13 protein-coding genes and 1 pseudogene are annotated in these 16,177 nt (G+C 62.4%); 4 read left to right on the top strand and 10 right to left on the bottom strand.

Annotation, left to right across the window (positions count from 1 at the left end; all coding sequences use genetic code 11):
* Positions 1-170 precede the first annotated feature (170 nt).
* The 9 genes and pseudogenes from AA098_RS18955 to gloB form a co-directional block, all read right to left on the bottom strand.
* A pseudogene (locus tag AA098_RS18955) lies at positions 171-744 on the bottom strand (PIN domain-containing protein).
* Positions 741-1,208 carry a helix-turn-helix domain-containing protein gene (locus tag AA098_RS18950; protein WP_003251469.1) on the bottom strand — a complete coding sequence of 156 codons (468 nt, stop codon included), beginning with the start codon at positions 1,206-1,208 and terminating at the stop codon, positions 741-743. The pseudogene AA098_RS18955 and the gene AA098_RS18950 overlap by 4 nt, the downstream one beginning before the upstream one ends.
* Before the next feature lie 144 nt (positions 1,209-1,352).
* A complete protein-coding gene (locus AA098_RS18945) occupies positions 1,353-2,960 on the bottom strand; it encodes an ABC transporter ATP-binding protein (protein WP_003251468.1) in 1,608 nt (535 codons plus the stop codon).
* 1 nt (position 2,961) lies between these two features.
* Positions 2,962-3,981 (bottom strand): ABC transporter permease, encoded by a 1,020-nt coding sequence (locus tag AA098_RS18940; protein ID WP_003251467.1) that lies wholly within the window; start codon positions 3,979-3,981, stop codon positions 2,962-2,964.
* Between the two features lies 1 nt (position 3,982).
* Positions 3,983-5,056 (bottom strand): microcin C ABC transporter permease YejB, encoded by a 1,074-nt coding sequence (locus AA098_RS18935; protein WP_003251466.1) that lies wholly within the window; start codon positions 5,054-5,056, stop codon positions 3,983-3,985.
* Between the two features lies 1 nt (position 5,057).
* Positions 5,058-6,893: an extracellular solute-binding protein gene (locus AA098_RS18930; protein WP_047603441.1), complete on the bottom strand. Its 1,836-nt coding sequence runs from the start codon at positions 6,891-6,893 to the stop codon at positions 5,058-5,060.
* A complete protein-coding gene (locus AA098_RS18925; RefSeq protein WP_033725687.1) occupies positions 6,890-8,719 on the bottom strand; it encodes an extracellular solute-binding protein in 1,830 nt (609 codons plus the stop codon). Before AA098_RS18925 ends, AA098_RS18930 begins: the two co-directional genes overlap by 4 nt.
* 267 nt (positions 8,720-8,986) lie before the next feature.
* On the bottom strand, positions 8,987-10,417 hold the full coding sequence (locus tag AA098_RS18920; RefSeq protein ID WP_004576948.1) for a lytic transglycosylase domain-containing protein: 1,431 nt from the start codon (positions 10,415-10,417) through the stop codon (positions 8,987-8,989).
* Between the two features lie 100 nt (positions 10,418-10,517).
* Positions 10,518-11,297 (bottom strand): hydroxyacylglutathione hydrolase, encoded by a 780-nt coding sequence (gene gloB, locus AA098_RS18915; RefSeq protein ID WP_003251462.1) that lies wholly within the window; start codon positions 11,295-11,297, stop codon positions 10,518-10,520.
* Between the two features lie 85 nt (positions 11,298-11,382).
* Between gloB and AA098_RS18910 the strand changes: the two genes are divergently transcribed.
* The 4 genes from AA098_RS18910 (at position 11,383) to AA098_RS18895 (ending at position 15,942) form a co-directional block, all read left to right on the top strand.
* A complete protein-coding gene (locus tag AA098_RS18910; protein WP_064614913.1) occupies positions 11,383-12,156 on the top strand; it encodes a class I SAM-dependent methyltransferase in 774 nt (257 codons plus the stop codon).
* A 15-nt stretch (positions 12,157-12,171) separates the two neighbouring features.
* Positions 12,172-12,618, top strand: coding sequence for a ribonuclease HI (rnhA, locus tag AA098_RS18905; protein WP_003251460.1), 447 nt, complete (start codon positions 12,172-12,174; stop codon positions 12,616-12,618).
* Positions 12,619-12,668: 50 nt separating this feature from the next.
* Positions 12,669-13,427, top strand: coding sequence for a DNA polymerase III subunit epsilon (gene dnaQ, locus AA098_RS18900; protein WP_003251459.1), 759 nt, complete (start codon positions 12,669-12,671; stop codon positions 13,425-13,427).
* A 265-nt stretch (positions 13,428-13,692) separates the two neighbouring features.
* Complete coding sequence (locus AA098_RS18895; protein ID WP_064615251.1) at positions 13,693-15,942, top strand: Orn/Lys/Arg decarboxylase N-terminal domain-containing protein; 2,250 nt, start codon at positions 13,693-13,695, stop codon at positions 15,940-15,942.
* On the opposite strand, the gene AA098_RS18890 is transcribed toward AA098_RS18895, so the two are convergent.
* On the bottom strand, positions 15,926-16,144 hold the full coding sequence (locus tag AA098_RS18890; protein WP_003251457.1) for a hypothetical protein: 219 nt from the start codon (positions 16,142-16,144) through the stop codon (positions 15,926-15,928). The two genes, AA098_RS18895 and AA098_RS18890, sit on opposite strands and share 17 nt — an antisense overlap.
* Positions 16,145-16,177 lie beyond the last annotated feature (33 nt).

The following is a 16,177-nucleotide window of genomic DNA, read 5'->3' as shown; positions in this document are numbered from 1 at the left end:
GCCCGATTCGGCTGATGATGGAAGACGATTATTGTCAGAAAAATTGATCACCGCTGCTTGATTCTGTTGGCGTGGTAACGAGCGAGGCTTTTCATAGGCTTGGTTTTACGTGCATGGCTGATCAATCCCGGATGATTGCCTTGCTGCCAAAGAAAGTCTGCTGGACATACTCAGAGGAGGAACTTGAATGCTGAAAGCAGTTTCACAGTCTCGGGAAGCTTCTGCTGAAGCAGCCTGTCGAGATACTGCTGTACGTTGTGCGGTGGGTTCTTCAGCGATATTCGCTGCCGCTGGGCAGCTTCGAGGACTGCTGCCTTGTCCAGGTCCAAGGTCAGCGATGAAGTCGTCCGGATGCAAGGGTTCAATATCGAAGGCACCAAGAACCGCCTTGGGAAAATCCTTCAAATTGAAGGTGACGATGACCGAAGCGTTGCACTTGATTGCAGCTGCGAGAACATGTCGATCATCCCGATCTGGCAAGTCCAGCCCTTCGACCAGTGAATCGTAGTCAGTGACGAGTGCATCAGGCACCGCAGCATCCATTAGCGATGACGTGCGATCCAAATGTTCAGGCGTGAGGTCAGGTCGGTTGAGTAGCAGATTGCGCTTCCACTCGTCATGAATGCTCGCTGACCAACGTGCCCGGTAGATGCCCGTCAGCGCTAGGTTCATCAGGAAATCACGCAGTGGGGCAGGGTAAAGTACATTCGCGTCGTATATGGCCGTGAAGGGCGAGTGCTTCATTCGTACCCCATCTTCAATTCCTGGGCTTGGGCTGCTAGCGCATCCATCGCAGTCCGGCTCACCCCATCACGTTTGTCCTTGTAGGCAACCAGGTCGGAGAATTTGACACGACGATGGCGGCCTGTCTTGGTGTGCGGAATCACCGCTTCGTCGAGCAGCTTTACCAAGTGCGGCCGGGAGACGTTAAGCAGGTCTGCTGCTTCCTGGGTAGTTAGTTCGGCGTGGATTGGAACGACTTTGACTGAGTTACCCAGGGCCAGTTCGCTGAGAATCTCGCCGAATAGGCGTAGGGCGAAAGTAGGTACTTCAACAACCTGGCGCTGATTTTCCTCGTTGAGCAGTTCGATCCGTTGGGTATCTGATTTTGTCGAGAGGAACGCTGCCAGCGTGCGGCTTGACTCGACTGCCACGGCAATTTCTTTCTCATCAGGAAGCACATGGCGAGAGAGGTTGGCGGTGGTCATGGGCATCTCCAGGGGGGTATCGATTGCGGGGCTGTGGCAACGATGCAACAGCCTGAGTTCGAGTTATATTCGAAATATTCGAAAATCGCAATAAACGAAACGACCGATCAAAGGATGATTGCTTGGCGCACACGCCCCCTTTCCCTACGAACCCCCAACCTCCAAAAACGCCGCCTCCAGCAACTGCCGGGTATACGGATGCTGCGGCGCATGGAAGATCGCCTGCGCGTCCCCTTGCTCCACCACATGCCCATGCTTGATCACCATCAACTGGTGACTCAACGCCTTCACCACCGCCAGGTCATGGCTGATGAACAGGTAGGTCAGGTTGTACTTTTGCTGCAGGTTACGCAGCAATTCCACCACCTGCCGCTGTACGGTGCGGTCCAGTGCGGACGTGGGTTCATCCAGCAGAATCAGTGCTGGCTTCAACACCAGCGCCCGGGCAATGGCAATGCGCTGGCGCTGCCCGCCGGAAAACTCATGGGGGTAGCGATGGCGCGTGCGCGGGTCCAGGCCTACTTCCTCCAGGGCCGCGATAATCGCCGCTTCCTGTTCCTGCGCGGTGCCAATGCCGTGGATGCGCAGCCCTTCGCCGACAATGTCCGCCACGCACATGCGCGGGCTCAGGCTGCCAAACGGGTCCTGGAACACCACCTGCATTTCCCGCCGCAGGGGGCGCACGGCTTTCTGGTTCAGCCCTTCGAGGTTCTGCCCATGAAAGCGAATGCCGCCCTGGCTGGAAATCAGCCGCAAGATCGCCAGGCCCAATGTGGACTTGCCCGACCCGGATTCGCCAACAATGCCCAGCGTCTGGCCCTGGGGCAAGCTGAAGTTGACCCCGTCCACCGCCTTCACATGGTCGACCGTGCGCTGCAGAAAGCCCTTCTTGATCGGGAACCAGACCTTGAGGTCATCCACCTCCAGCAATGGCGCACCCACCGGGTTGTGTGCCGGCAGCCCACTGGGCTCGGCATTGATCAGCATCTGGGTGTAGTGATGCTGTGGCGAGCTGAACAGCGTGGCGCATTCGGCTTGCTCGACAATTTGCCCGCGCTGCATCACGCACACACGATGGGCGATGCGGCGCACCAGGTTCAGGTCATGGCTGATCAGCAACAGGGCCATGCCCATACGCGCCTGCAATTCCTTGAGCAGCTCGAGGATCTTCAGCTGCACGGTCACATCCAGCGCGGTGGTCGGCTCGTCGGCAATCAGCAGCTCGGGCTCGTTGGCCAGCGCCATGGCAATCATTACCCGCTGGCGCTGGCCGCCCGACAATTCGTGGGGCAGGGCCTTGAGGCGCTTGCGCGGCTCTGGAATGCCGACCATATCCAGCAACTCCAGGGTGCGCGCAGTCGCTTCCTTGCCCGTCAGGCCCTTGTGCAGCAGGAGGATTTCGTTGATCTGCTTCTCGATGCAATGCAGCGGGTTGAGCGAGGTCATCGGCTCCTGGAAGATCATCGCAATGCGGTTGCCGCGAATGCGCTGCAGGGTCTTCTCGCTCTGCTGGAGCAGGTCCTTGCCTTCGTAGCGGATGCTGCCGCTGGGGTGCCGGGCCAGGGGATAGGGCAGCAGGCGCAGGATCGAGTGCGCGGTGACCGATTTGCCCGAGCCACTTTCGCCCACCAGGGCCAGTGTCTCGCCTTTGCGAATATCGAAGCTGACGCCGTCCACCACCCGGTTGACCTGGTCCCCGGTCACGAACTCCACGGCCAGGTCCCGCACTTCGATCAGGTTCTGTTCACTCATGTCACTTCCTCGGGTCGAAGGCGTCGCGGGCGGATTCGCCGATGAACACCAGCAGGCTCAGCATCAGCGCCAGCACGGCAAAGGCGCTGATGCCCAGCCATGGCGCTTGCAGGTTGGACTTGCCCTGCGCCACCAGTTCGCCCAGCGAGGGCGAACCGGCGGGCAGGCCGAAGCCGAGGAAGTCCAGGGCGGTGAGGGTGCCGATGGCGCCGGTGAGGATGAACGGCATGAAGGTCATGGTCGAGATCATCGCGTTGGGCAGGATGTGCCGGTACATGATTGCGCCGTTGCGCATGCCCAGGGCGCGTGCGGCGCGCACGTATTCCAGGTTGCGCCCGCGCAGGAACTCGGCGCGTACCACATCCACCAGGCTCATCCACGAGAACAGCAACATGATGCCCAGCAGCCACCAGAAGTTGGGTTGCACGAAGCTGGCCAGGATGATCAGCAGGTACAACACAGGCAGGCCGGACCAGATTTCCAGAAAGCGTTGCCCGGCCAGGTCGACCCAGCCACCGTAGAACCCCTGCAGGGCGCCTGCGATGACGCCGATAATGGAGCTGGCCACGGTCAAGGTGAGGGCAAACAGAACCGAAATGCGGAAGCCGTAGATCACCCGCGCCAGCACGTCGCGGCCCTGGTCGTCGGTGCCCAGCCAGTTGTCCGCCGAAGGTGGGGCGGGGGCGGGGACGCGCAGGTCATAGTTGATGCTCTGGTAGCTGAACGGTATGGGTGCCCACAGCACGAAGCTGTCTTTCTTCGCCAGCAGCTCGCGGATGTAGGGGCTCTTGTAGTTGGCTTCCAGCGGGAATTCCCCGCCGAAGGTGGTTTCCGGGTAACGCTTGAACGCCGGGAAGTACCATTGGCCGTCGTAACGTACGGCGATCGGTTTGTCGTTGGCGATCAGTTCGGCGCCCAGGCTCAGCCCGAACAGAATCAGGAACAGCCACAGCGACCACCAGCCACGGCGGTTGGCCTTGAAGCGCTCGAAGCGCCGGCGGTTGAGGGGGGACAAGGCCATGTCAGTGCTCCCGGCTGGCAAAGTCGATGCGCGGATCGACCAAGGTGTAGGTCAGGTCGCCGATCAGTTTCACCACCAGCCCTAGCAGGGTGAAGATGAACAGGGTGCCGAAGACCACCGGGTAGTCGCGGTTGATGGCCGCTTCGAAACTCATCAGGCCCAGGCCGTCGAGGCTGAAGATCACCTCGATCAGCAAGGAGCCTGTGAAGAAGATGCCGATGAACGCCGAAGGGAAACCGGCGATCACCAGCAGCATGGCGTTGCGGAACACATGACCGTACAGCACCCGTGATCGGCTCAGGCCCTTGGCTTTGGCGGTGACCACGTATTGTTTGTTGATCTCGTCGAGGAAGCTGTTCTTGGTCAGCAGGGTCATGGTGGCGAAGTTGCCGATGACCAGCGCGGTGATTGGCAGCACCAGGTGCCAGAAGTAGTCCAGCACCTTGCCGGTGGTGCTCAGTTCGTCGAAGTTGTTGGAGGTGAGGCCACGCAGGGGGAACCAGTCGAAGTAGCTGCCACCGGCGAACAGCACGATCAGCAGGATGGCGAACAGGAACGCCGGGATGGCGTAGCCGACGATGATCGCCGAACTGGTCCACACGTCGAAGTGGCTGCCGTGGCGCACGGCCTTGGCGATCCCCAGCGGGATCGACACCAGGTACATGATCAGCGTGCTCCACAGCCCCAGCGAGATCGAAACCGGCATCTTCTCGGCGATCAGGTCGATCACCTTGGCGTCGCGGAAGAAGCTGTCGCCGAAGTCCAGCCGGGCGTAGTTCTTGACCATGATCCACAGGCGCTCGGGCGGCGACTTGTCGAAGCCGTACATGCGCTCGATTTCAGCGATCAGGGCCGGGTCCAAGCCCTGGGCGCCGCGGTAGTTGGAGCCGGCCACGGAAACCTCGGCGCCGCCACCTGCAATGCGGCTGGTGGCGCCTTCGAAGCCTTCGAGCTTGGCGATCATTTGCTCGACCGGGCCACCGGGGGCGGCCTGGACGATGATGAAGTTGATGATGAGGATGCCGAACAGGGTCGGAATGATCAGCAGCAGGCGGCGCAGGATGTAGGCCAGCATCTTAATTGGCCTCGTCCGCAGGCGCTTCGCTGACCGCCGGGGTTACACCGGGCTTGATCCACCAGGTGTCGATGCCGATGTCGTACTTGGGCGACACGTTCGGGTGGCCGATGTGGTTCCAGTAGGCCACACGCCAGGTCTTGATGTGCCAGTTGGGTATCACGTAGTAGCCCCACAGCAACACGCGGTCGAGGGCGCGGCAGTGGTCGATCAGGCTCTGGCGCGAGTCGGCGTTGATCAACTGGTCCACCAGTTGGTCGATGGCCGGGTCGCGCAGGCCGATGAAGTTGCGGCTGCCGGGGTTGTCGGCGGCGGCGCTGGACCAGAACTCGCGCTGCTCGTTGCCGGGCGAGTTGGATTGCGGGTAGCCGCCAACGATCATGTCGTAGTCACGCGAGCGCAGGCGGGTGATGTACTGCGAAACGTCGACGCGGCGAATGTTCAGCTCGATACCGAGGTCGGCAAGGTTGCGCTTGAACGGCAGCAGAATGCGTTCAAACTCGGTCTGCGCCAGCAGGAACTCGATGCTTGCCGGCTTGCCTTGGGCGTCGACCATCTTGTCGTCGACGATTTTCCAGCCGGCTTCCTGCAACAGCTTGTAGGCCTGGCGCTGTTGCTCGCGGATCATGCCGCTGCCGTCACTGACCGGGTTGTGGAAGACCTCGGTAAATACTTGCTCGGGCACTTTGCCGCGCAGTGGTTCGAGGATTTTCAGCTCGTTGGGGCTGGGTAGGCCGTGGGCGGCCATTTCCGAGTTGTCGAAGTAGCTGCCGGTACGGGTGTAGGCGCCGTTGAACAGCTGCTTGTTGGTCCACTCGTAGTCCAGCAGCAGGCTCAGGGCCTGGCGCACACGCACATCCTGGAACACCGGGCGGCGGATGTTGAAAATGAAGCCCTGCATACCGGTGGGGTTGCCGTTGGGCAGCTCTTCCTTGATCAGGCGACCTTCGCGCACGGCGGGCACGTTGTAGGCGGTGGCCCAGTTCTTTGCACTGACTTCCAGGCCATAGTCGAATGCCCCGGCCTTGAGGGCCTCCAGGGCGACGGTGGTGTCGCGGTAGGCGTCGAAGGTCATGACATCGAAGTTGTAGAAGCCACGGTTGATGGGCAGGTCCTTGGCCCAGTAATCCTTGACCCGTTCGTAGCGCACCGAGCGCCCGGCCTTGACCTCGGCGACCTTGTACGGGCCGCTGCCCAACGGGATTTCCAGGTTGCCGCGGTTGAACTCGCGGTTTTCGTACCAGTGCTTGGGCAGTACCGGCAGCTGGCCGAGAATCAATGGCAGCTCGCGGTTGTTCTTGTGCTTGAACTTGAACAGCACCTTGAGTGGATCTTCGGCGACCACTTCGGCGACGTCGGCGTAGTACTGGCGGTACAGCGGGGCGCCGTCCTTGATCAGGGCGTTGAACGTGAACACCACGTCGTCGGCGCGCATCGGATGGCCGTCATGGAAGCGCGCTTCGGGGCGCAGGTAGAAGCGTACCCAGCTGTTGTCCGGGGCCTTTTCGATCTTGCCGGCCACCAGGCCGTATTCGGTGAACGGTTCATCCTGGCTCTGGCGCATCAGGGTGTCATAGATAATGCCGATGTTCTCGGCCGCCACGCCTTTGTTGATGAACGGGTTGAGGCTGTCGAAGCCGCCGAAGCTGGACTGGCGGAAGGTGCCGCCCTTGGGCGCATCCGGGTTGACGTAGTCGAAGTGCTTGAAGTCGGCGGGGTACTTGGGTGGCTCGTCGTAAAGGGTGAGCGCGTGCTGCGGTGCGGCCAGCGCGGGAAGGCTCAGGCAGGCGAGCAACAGGCTGCCTGCCAGCCGGCGCAGACGGTGCGTTGGCGTCATTGGGCTTTCTCCGAAGTCTTGATCCACCAGCTGTTCAGCCCAAGGGTGTAGGGCGGCGTGGTGACGAAGGCGAACCGGTTGCGGTAGGCCAGGCGATGGTTGTCGAGGTACCAGTTGGGGATCATGTAGTAGTGCCATGAGAGCACGCGGTCCAGGGCGCGGGCAGCGGCGATCTGGTCATCGCGGGTGCGGGCGGCGAGCAGGGTGTCGAGCAGGTGGTCGACCACCGGGTCCTTGACCCCAGCATAGTTCTTGCTGCCCTTTGTCGCGGCCTGGCTGGAATGGAAGTACAGCCACTGTTCGAGGCCGGGGCTGAGGGTCTGGTTCAGGGTCATCAGAATCATGTCGAAATCGAACTGGTCCAGGCGTTGTTTGTACTGGGCACGGTCCACGGTGCGCAAGCGTGCATCGATGCCGATGCTGGACAGGTTTTCGACATAAGGTTGCAGGATGCGTTCAAGGTTGGGGTTTACCAACAGCAGCTCCATACGCAGCTGCTGGCCCTTGCTGTCGACCAGGCGCTGGCCGTTCAGCTTCCACCCGGCTTCAGCGAGCAGGCCCAAGGCCTGGCGCAGGGTATGACGGCTGATGCCACGGCCATCGGTGTGGCTGACCTTGTACGGTTCGCTGAACAGCTTGGCGGGCAACTGGTCTCGGAACGGCGCCAGCAGCAGCCACTCCTTGCCGGTGGGCAGGCCGCTGGCGGCGAACTCGCTGTTGGGGTAGTAGCTGGTCGAGCGGCGGTAGGCGCTGCTGAACAGCGCGCGGTTGGTCCACTCGAAGTCCAGCATCAGCCCCAGCGCCTGGCGTACCCGCGGGTCACTGAACGCGGCCCGGCGGCTGTTCATGAACAGGCCCTGTGTTTGCGTGGGAATGCTGTGCGGGATTTGTGCCTTGATCACTTCACCGCGGCGCACGGCAGGGAAGTTGTAACCGTTGGCCCAGTTTTTTGCCTGGTGCTCGATATAGATGTCGAACTCGCCGGCCTTGAAGGCTTCGAAGGCCACCGTCGCGTCGCGATAGAACTCGTATTCGACCCGATTGAAATTGTACTTGCCACGGTTGACCGCCAGGTCTTTGCCCCAGTAGTTCTTCACCCGTTCAAACACCAGGCGTCGTCCGGGTTGTACCTGGGTGATGCGGTAGGGGCCGCTGCCCAACGGGGGCTCGAAGGTGGTGGCCTTGAAGTCGCGCTTCTGCCAGTAGTGTTTGGGCAGCACCGGCATTTCGCCCAGACGCAGGATCAGCAGCGGGTTGCCGGCGCGTTTGAACACGAAGCGGATGCGCAGCGGGCCGAGGATGTCTACCCGCTGCACTTCCTGCAGGTTGGTGCGGTAGATCGGGTGGCCATCCTTGAGCAGCGTGCGGTACGAAAAGGCCACGTCAGCCGAGGTGATGGGCTGGCCGTCATGCCAGCGGGCTTCGGGGCGCAGGTTGAACACCACCCAGCTGCGGTCCTCGCTGTACTCCACCGAGCGGGCGATCAGGCCATAGCTGGAAGTCGGCTCGTCACCGGACGGGTCGTACTGGCCCGTGCCGACCATCAGTGGCTCGTTCAGCTCGCTGATGCCGTACTGCTGGAAATTGGGCGTGGTAATCGGGCTCGACCCTTTGAAGGTGTAGGGGTTGAGCGTGTCGAAGGTACCAAAAGCCATGGCCCGCAACGTGCCGCCCTTGGGCGCTTGCGGGTTGACCCAGTCGAAGTGGGTGAAGGTGGCCGGGTACTTGAGCGTGCCGAACTGCGCGTATCCGTGGCTTTCGCTCACCATCGCGGCTGCGGGAAAGCTCAAGGCCAGGCTGAGTGACAGCAGGAGGGGACGTATCAAGTCGGCATCCGATCCAGAGGCGTTGGGCTTTGATCGAGTACAGTAACAGCTTGGTGGGGTTGGAAAAAGAGAGGTTTTGAAGGTGCGGGCCCCAAGCCGGGGGCAACAGGTGCCACGGTACCTGTGGGAGCGGCCTTGTGTCGCGAAAGGGCTGCGCAGCAGCCCCGGCAGTTTATGCTGAAAAGTTGAAATACTGGGGCCGCTCCGCGCCCCTATCGCGACACCAGGCCGCTCCCACAAGGCCGCGTGAGGGCCCTGGTTGCGGGATCAATGCCCGAGGTAGACGGTCAGGGTCTGGCCTGGCTTGAGGGCATGGCCGCTGCGTGGGTTCCAGCGCTTGAGGTGCTTCATTTCCACATTGAAGCGCTTGGCCACCAGGTACAGGGAATCGCCCTTGCGGACCTTGTATTGCGTGGAGCGCTTTCCGGAGGCGGCAACCCGGTTGCCGGCGGCGCTCGGTGCACTGCCACCGCGCAGGGCCAGAACCTGGCCAGCACGCAGACTGTTGCCGGACAAACGGTTCCAGCGCTTGATGTCCTTGACCGACACACGGTTGATCTTGGCGATGGCGCTCAGGTTATCGCCACGCTTGACCCGGTAGCTACGCGCCCCCACCGGTGCCTTGGCTTCGGCCACAGCCCGGGCAAACGCTGCTTTCGGCGGTTGCAGGCTGACCAGTTGCTCCGGGTTGAGGTTGGACAGGCTGGCACTGAGCAACTGCGCCTTGGCGGTGGGCACCAGCAGCTGTTTCGGGCCATCGACGGTCATGCGCTTCTTGAATGCCGGGTTGAGCTGGATCAGCTCGTCCTCGTCGATGTTGGCAAAGGCCGCGACCCGGGTAAGGTCCAGGCGGTCATTGATCGCCACCGCTTCGAAGTACGGTTCGTTGGCGATCGGGGTGAGATTGACACCATAGGCTTCTGGCGTGGACACCACCTGCGACAGTGCCAGCAACTTGGGTACGTAGTCGCGGGTTTCCTGTGGCAGCGGCAGGTTCCAGTAGTCGGTCGGCAGGCCGAGCCTTTCGTTGCGCTCGATGGCTCGGCTGACGGTGCCTTCGCCGGCATTGTAGGCCGCCAGGGCCAACAGCCAGTCGCCGTTGAACATGTCGTGCAGGCGGGTCAGGTAGTCCAGCGCGGCGTTGGTCGACGCGGTGACATCGCGGCGGCCGTCATAGAAGTTGGTCTGGCGCAGGTTGAAGTGGCGACCGGTAGCCGGCATGAACTGCCACATGCCGGCAGCGCTGGCGCGTGAGTAGGCCATGGGGTTGTAGGCACTTTCGATGGCTGGCAGCAGGGCCAGTTCCAGCGGCATGTCGCGTTCTTCAAGGCGCTCGACGATGTAGTGCAGGTAGAGGCTGCCACGTTCCCCGGCGCTTTCGATGAAGGTCGGGTTGCTGGCGAACCACAAGCGCTGCTGTTCGATGCGCGGGTTGACGTCGATGCTGTCCTGCAGGGCGAAGCCCTGGCGCATGCGCTCCCAGACATCCTGCGGCGCCTGCTCGGCCGGCTTGACCAGCAGCGGAGAAGGCTTGTGCTTGATCCGCGCCTGGTAGTTGTGCGCGCGAACGCTATCGGATTCGTCGAGCTGACGGGTGCTCTGGCAGCCCACCAAGGTGGCGGCCAGGGCCAGCGCACTGATTTGGGCCAGGCGCGTCAGGGCGACGGAATGAGAGGTTCTGCGGCTACGGGAAGACATCGGCTGATACAGGTATCCGGGCGAAAAAGTTCGGCGATTCTAGAAACCGCTCCGGGCCTGGTCAACCTTTGACCATCACTTGCGATATATCTTGCGGTTATCAGAAGGTGTCCTTCCAAGACCTCAAGGCAGCAAAAACAGCGACATGCGTGGTGTTTGAATGTCCCTTCCATTCGTCTGCTTTTTGTTTAACTAATGTTTCAGAGGTACGCAGAAAGGGGTTGGTCAGGCGCTCCAGGCCGATCGTTGATGGCAAACTGATGCGATTTTCGGCGCGCAAACGGCTAACGTCCTCGAACCGTTGTTGAACGTGCGGGTTGGTCGGTTCCACCGCCTTGGCGAAACGCAGGTTGCTGAGGGTGTACTCATGGGCGCAGTACACTGCTGTCTGCTCTGGCAGGGCCGCCAGGCGGGCGAGGGCAGGCTGCATCTGTTCGGGTGTACCTTCGAACATGCGCCCGCAACCGGCGGCGAACAGGGTATCGCCACTGAACAGGATGGGCGTTGCTGGCTGGTCGCTGAAGAAGGCGATATGCCCCAGGGTGTGGCCGGGTACCGCCAGCACCCGAAAAGTCACACCCAGCACGTCCACCCTGTCGCCTTCGTCCAGTGCCAGGTCGCGGCCGGGAATGCGTTCGTTGGCGGGGCCACAGACCCGTGCGCCGGTCAATTGCCTGAGCCGCTCCACACCGCCGACATGGTCATTGTGGTGGTGGGTGACGAGGATGTCGCTCAGCACCCATTCGGGGTTGGCAGCCAGCCAGCGCTCCACCGGGCCGGCATCGCCCGGGTCGACCACCGCACAACGGCGTTTGGCAGTATCCTGTAACAACCAGATGTAGTTGTCGGAGAAAGCGGGGAGAGCATCGATCTGTATCATGGTGCGGATCCGATTCGCCTAGCGTGGCACATGAGGGCATCTTAGCCGCGATGGCGCGGTGGGAGAACCTTCGAGGGAGAGCGCAATGACCGACCAAGCTTTTGCACAGGCCGACCCGGACTGGGTCGAGCTGATCAGCCTGGCCCGTGAGTGGTTCAACGGCCCACTTGGGCAACTGATGCTCAAGGAGGAGGACAAACTGCTGGAAGAAGAGCTCGGGCGCTTCTTTGGCGGCTATCTCGTGCATTACGGGCCCTGCGCCGAGCCACCGCCCAGAGCCCCCCAGGTGCAGCGTAACGTGCGCCTTGGTGCGCCCTTGCCGGGTGTGGAGATTGTCTGCGAAGAACAGGCCTGGCCGTTGAGCGAGCACGCTGCCGACGTGGTGGTGCTGCAGCATGGCCTGGACTTCTGCCTGTCGCCCCATGGCCTGCTGCGCGAGGCCGCCAGTGCCGTCCGCCCGGGCGGGCACCTGCTGATCCTGGGGATCAACCCCTGGAGCAGCTGGGGCATGCGCCATTTCTTCAGTCACGGTGCTCTGCGCAAGGCGCGCTGCATCTCGCCGTCCCGGGTGGGCGACTGGCTCAACCTGCTGGGCTTCGCGCTGGAGAAACGCCGCTTCGGGTGCTATCGTCCGCCGCTTGCCTCACCTGCCTGGCAGCAACGCCTGGAGGGCTGGGAGCGACTGGCCGGCGGCTGGCAGGGCTCCGGTGGCGGGGTGTACCTGCTGGTGGCGCGCAAGATGGTGGTAGGCCTGCGGCCTTTGCGGCCGGAACGCCGCGAGCCAATGGGCAAGCTGCTGCCGCTGCCACTGGCGAAAGTCAACCGCACCGCAGCCAACCCCGAAACTGACAAGCACTGAATTCAAGAGTGGTACATGAGCGATAGCGTCGAGATGTTTACTGATGGTGCCTGCAAGGGCAACCCTGGCCCGGGTGGCTGGGGCGTGCTGATGATCTACAAGGGCGTCGAGAAGGAACTGTGGGGCGGCGAACGTGAGACCACCAACAACCGCATGGAGCTGATGGCCGCGATCCAGGGCCTGATGTCGCTCAAACGTGAATGCGAGGTGGTGCTGACCACCGACTCGCAGTACGTGATGAAGGGCATTAACGAATGGATGGTCAACTGGAAGAAGCGCGGCTGGAAGACCGCCGCCAAGGAGCCGGTGAAGAACGCTGACTTGTGGCAGCAGCTCGATGAGCAGGTCAACCGCCACAAGGTGACCTGGAAGTGGGTACGCGGCCATATCGGCCACCCCGGCAACGAACGCGCCGACCAGCTGGCCAACCGTGGGGTCGATGAGGTGCGCGCCCAGCGTTGAGCTGGGGTACAATCGCGGCCTTTGTAACGGATGCAAGTTGGAGCGCCCGCGTGGAGCAGCAGCAAGATAAACGGTTCGTCATTCTCGATACCGAAACCACGGGTATGCCGGTTGGCGAAGGCCACCGGATCATCGAGATCGGCTGTGTCGAGGTCATCGGCCGGCGCCTGACCGGGCGGCACTTCCACGTCTACCTGCAGCCCGACCGCGAGAGTGACGAGGGCGCGATCAACGTTCACGGCATCACGGATGCCTTCCTGGTCGGCAAGCCCCGCTTTGGCGATGTCGCCGAGGAGTTCTTCCAGTTCATCCAGGGTGCCACGCTGGTCATCCACAACGCGGCGTTCGACGTTGGTTTCATCAACAACGAATTCGCCTTGCTGGGCCAGCAGGACCGTGCTGACATTTCGCAGCACTGCACCATTCTGGACACCCTGTTGCTGGCACGTTCGCGCCACCCGGGGCAGCGCAACAGCCTGGATGCGCTTTGCAAACGCTACGACATCGACAACTCGGGCCGTGAGTTGCACGGCGCACTGCTCGACTCGGAACTGCTGGCCGACGTTTACCTGGCAATGACCGGTGGCCAGACCAGCCTGTCGTTGGCTGGGAATGGCGCAGATGCCGAGGAGGACGGGCAGGGCGCTGGCGGCAGCGAGATCCGCCGGATTGTCGGGCGTGCGCCAGGGCGGGTGATCATGGCCAGCGCTGAAGAGCTGGAGGCGCATGCCGAGCGGCTGGCGGCCATTGCCAAGTCGGCGGGTGGGCCTTCGCTGTGGCAGGCCCTGACTGAGACGCCAGCCGGCTGATCTTTCGCCCTGCAACAGAAGTGGAGATCGTTGTAGGCGCGGGTTTACCTGCCGAATACGGTGGCGGCTGCGGCGGTGAATGGCGGGGGCAGATTGGCCAGCAGGCCCGGCCCTTTCGCGGGTAAACCCGCTCCTACGACGGCCTGTGTCCAATCACCGACCGGTGCCCAGTAGGAGCGGGTTCACCCGCGAAAGGGCCAGTACAGGCAATACAAGGCTCAACTACCCTGAAATGGACGCCATGTCCTTCGGAGGTAGCCACCTGATGTACAAGGACCTCAAGTTCCCGATCCTCATCGTCCACCGCGCCATCAAGGCCGACAGTGTTGCCGGCGAGCGCGTGCGCGGCATCGCCGAGGAATTGCGCCAGGATGGCTTTGCCATTCTCGCCGCCGCTGACCACGCCGAAGCGCGCCTGGTCGCCGCCACCCACCACGGCCTGGCCTGCATGCTCATCGCGGCCGAAGGCGCTGGCGAGAATACCCATCTGCTGCAGAACATGGCCGAGCTGATCCGCCTGGCCCGTCTGCGTGCACCCAACCTGCCGATCTTCGCCCTGGGCGAGCAGGTGACCCTGGAAAATGCCCCCGCCGAAGCCATGAGCGAGCTCAACCAGCTGCGTGGCATCCTTTACCTGTTCGAAGACACCGTGCCGTTTCTCGCCCGCCAGGTGGCGCGTGCTGCACACACCTACCTCGACGGCCTGCTGCCGCCGTTCTTCAAGGCGCTGGTACAGCACACCGCGCAGTCCAACTATTCCTGGCACACCCCAGGCCATGGTGGCGGTGTGGCCTATCATAAAAGCCCGGTAGGCCAAGCCTTTCACCAGTTCTTCGGGGAAAACACCCTGCGCTCGGACCTGTCCGTTTCCGTGCCGGAGCTGGGTTCGCTGCTCGACCACACAGGCCCGCTGGCCGAAGCCGAGGCCAGGGCGGCGCGCAACTTCGGCGCCGACCACACCTTCTTCGTCATCAATGGTACCTCCACGGCCAACAAGATCGTCTGGCACGCCATGGTCGGCCGTGACGACCTGGTGCTGGTGGACCGCAACTGCCACAAGTCGGTGGTGCACGCGATCATCATGACGGGTGCCATCCCGTTGTACCTGTGCCCGGAGCGCAACGAACTGGGCATCATCGGCCCGATCCCGCTCAGCGAGTTCAGCCCCGAGGCGATCGCCGCGAAGATTCAGGCCAACCCCCTTGCCCGTGATCGTGGGCAGCGTATCAAGCTGGCGGTAGTGACCAACTCCACCTACGACGGGCTGTGTTACCACGCCGGGCTGATCAAGCAGGCCCTGGGTGCCAGTGTCGAGGTGCTGCACTTCGACGAGGCCTGGTTTGCCTATGCCGCGTTCCACGACTTTTTCACCGGGCGCTACGCCATGGGCACCGCCTGCGCGGCAGACAGCCCGCTGGTGTTCAGTACCCACTCTACCCACAAGCTGCTGGCGGCGTTCAGCCAGGCCTCGATGATTCATGTGCAGGACGGGGCCAGGCGGCAGCTGGACCGGGACCGTTTCAACGAAGCGTTCATGATGCACATCTCTACCTCGCCGCAGTACAGCATTCTCGCCTCGCTGGATGTGGCTTCGACCATGATGGAAGGGCCGGCCGGGCGCTCGCTGCTGCAGGAGATGTTCGACGAGGCGTTGAGTTTTCGTCGTGCCCTGGCCAACCTGCGTGAGCACATTGCCGCAGAGGACTGGTGGTTCAGCATCTGGCAGCCGCCCAGTGCCGAGGGCATCGCCCGTCTGGCCGCGCAGGACTGGTTGTTGCAGCCGGGGGCGCAATGGCATGGTTTTGGTGAAGTGGCGGCCGACTATGTGCTGCTCGACCCGCTGAAAGTGACTTTGGTGATGCCGGGCCTGAGCGCTGATGGTGTACTGGGCGCGCACGGCATCCCGGCGGCAGTCGTCAGCAAGTTTCTCTGGGAGCGCGGGCTGGTGGTGGAAAAAACCGGCCTGTACAGCTTTCTGGTGCTGTTTTCCATGGGCATCACCAAGGGCAAGTGGAGCACCTTGCTCACCGAACTGCTGGAGTTCAAGCGCCACTATGACGGCAACACCCCGCTCAGCAATTGCCTGCCGAGTGTGGGGGCTGCCGACGCCCTCCGCTACCAGGGCATAGGCCTGCGCGACCTGTGCGACCAGTTACATGACTGCTACCGCGTCAATGCCACGGCCAAGCAGCTGAAGCGGCTGTTCACTCGTTTGCCGGAGGTGGCCGTAAGCCCGGCCCAGGCCTATGACAAGATGGTGCGTGGCGAAGTGGAGGCGGTGCCGATCGAGGCACTACTGGGGCGTGTGGCGGCGGTGATGCTGGTGCCGTACCCGCCTGGCATCCCGTTGATCATGCCGGGTGAGCGGTTCACCGAGGCGACCCGCTCGATCCTGGACTACCTGGCATTCGCCCGAGCATTCAACCAGGGTTTTCCGGGGTTCGTCGCCGATGTGCACGGCCTGCAGCACGAAGGGGGCCGCTACACCGTGGACTGCATCACGGAATGCGCGTGATCTCGACGCCGGAGCGTGCCAGTTCGAAACGGTTATCACCCAGGTGGTTGACCTTGTCGCCGATGGCCAGGCGGTAGGTGGTGATGGGGGCGCCCAGCGTGCTGCCGTCGAGTTGCAGGGTGGATTCCTGAAACTCGTGCACGGGGTAGATGCGGCCTTCGGCGTCACGGGCGTGGAATTGGCCGACCATTACTGCTGCCATTTGGGTGGAAACCTCTGAATTACGTAGGAAATG

It is taken from the genome of Pseudomonas sp. JY-Q, assembly GCF_001655295.1.
Taxonomy (GTDB): domain Bacteria; phylum Pseudomonadota; class Gammaproteobacteria; order Pseudomonadales; family Pseudomonadaceae; genus Aquipseudomonas; species Aquipseudomonas alloputida.
The sequence above is the reverse complement of the archived record's forward strand: the minus strand, read 5'-3'. Positions and strand labels throughout refer to the sequence as shown.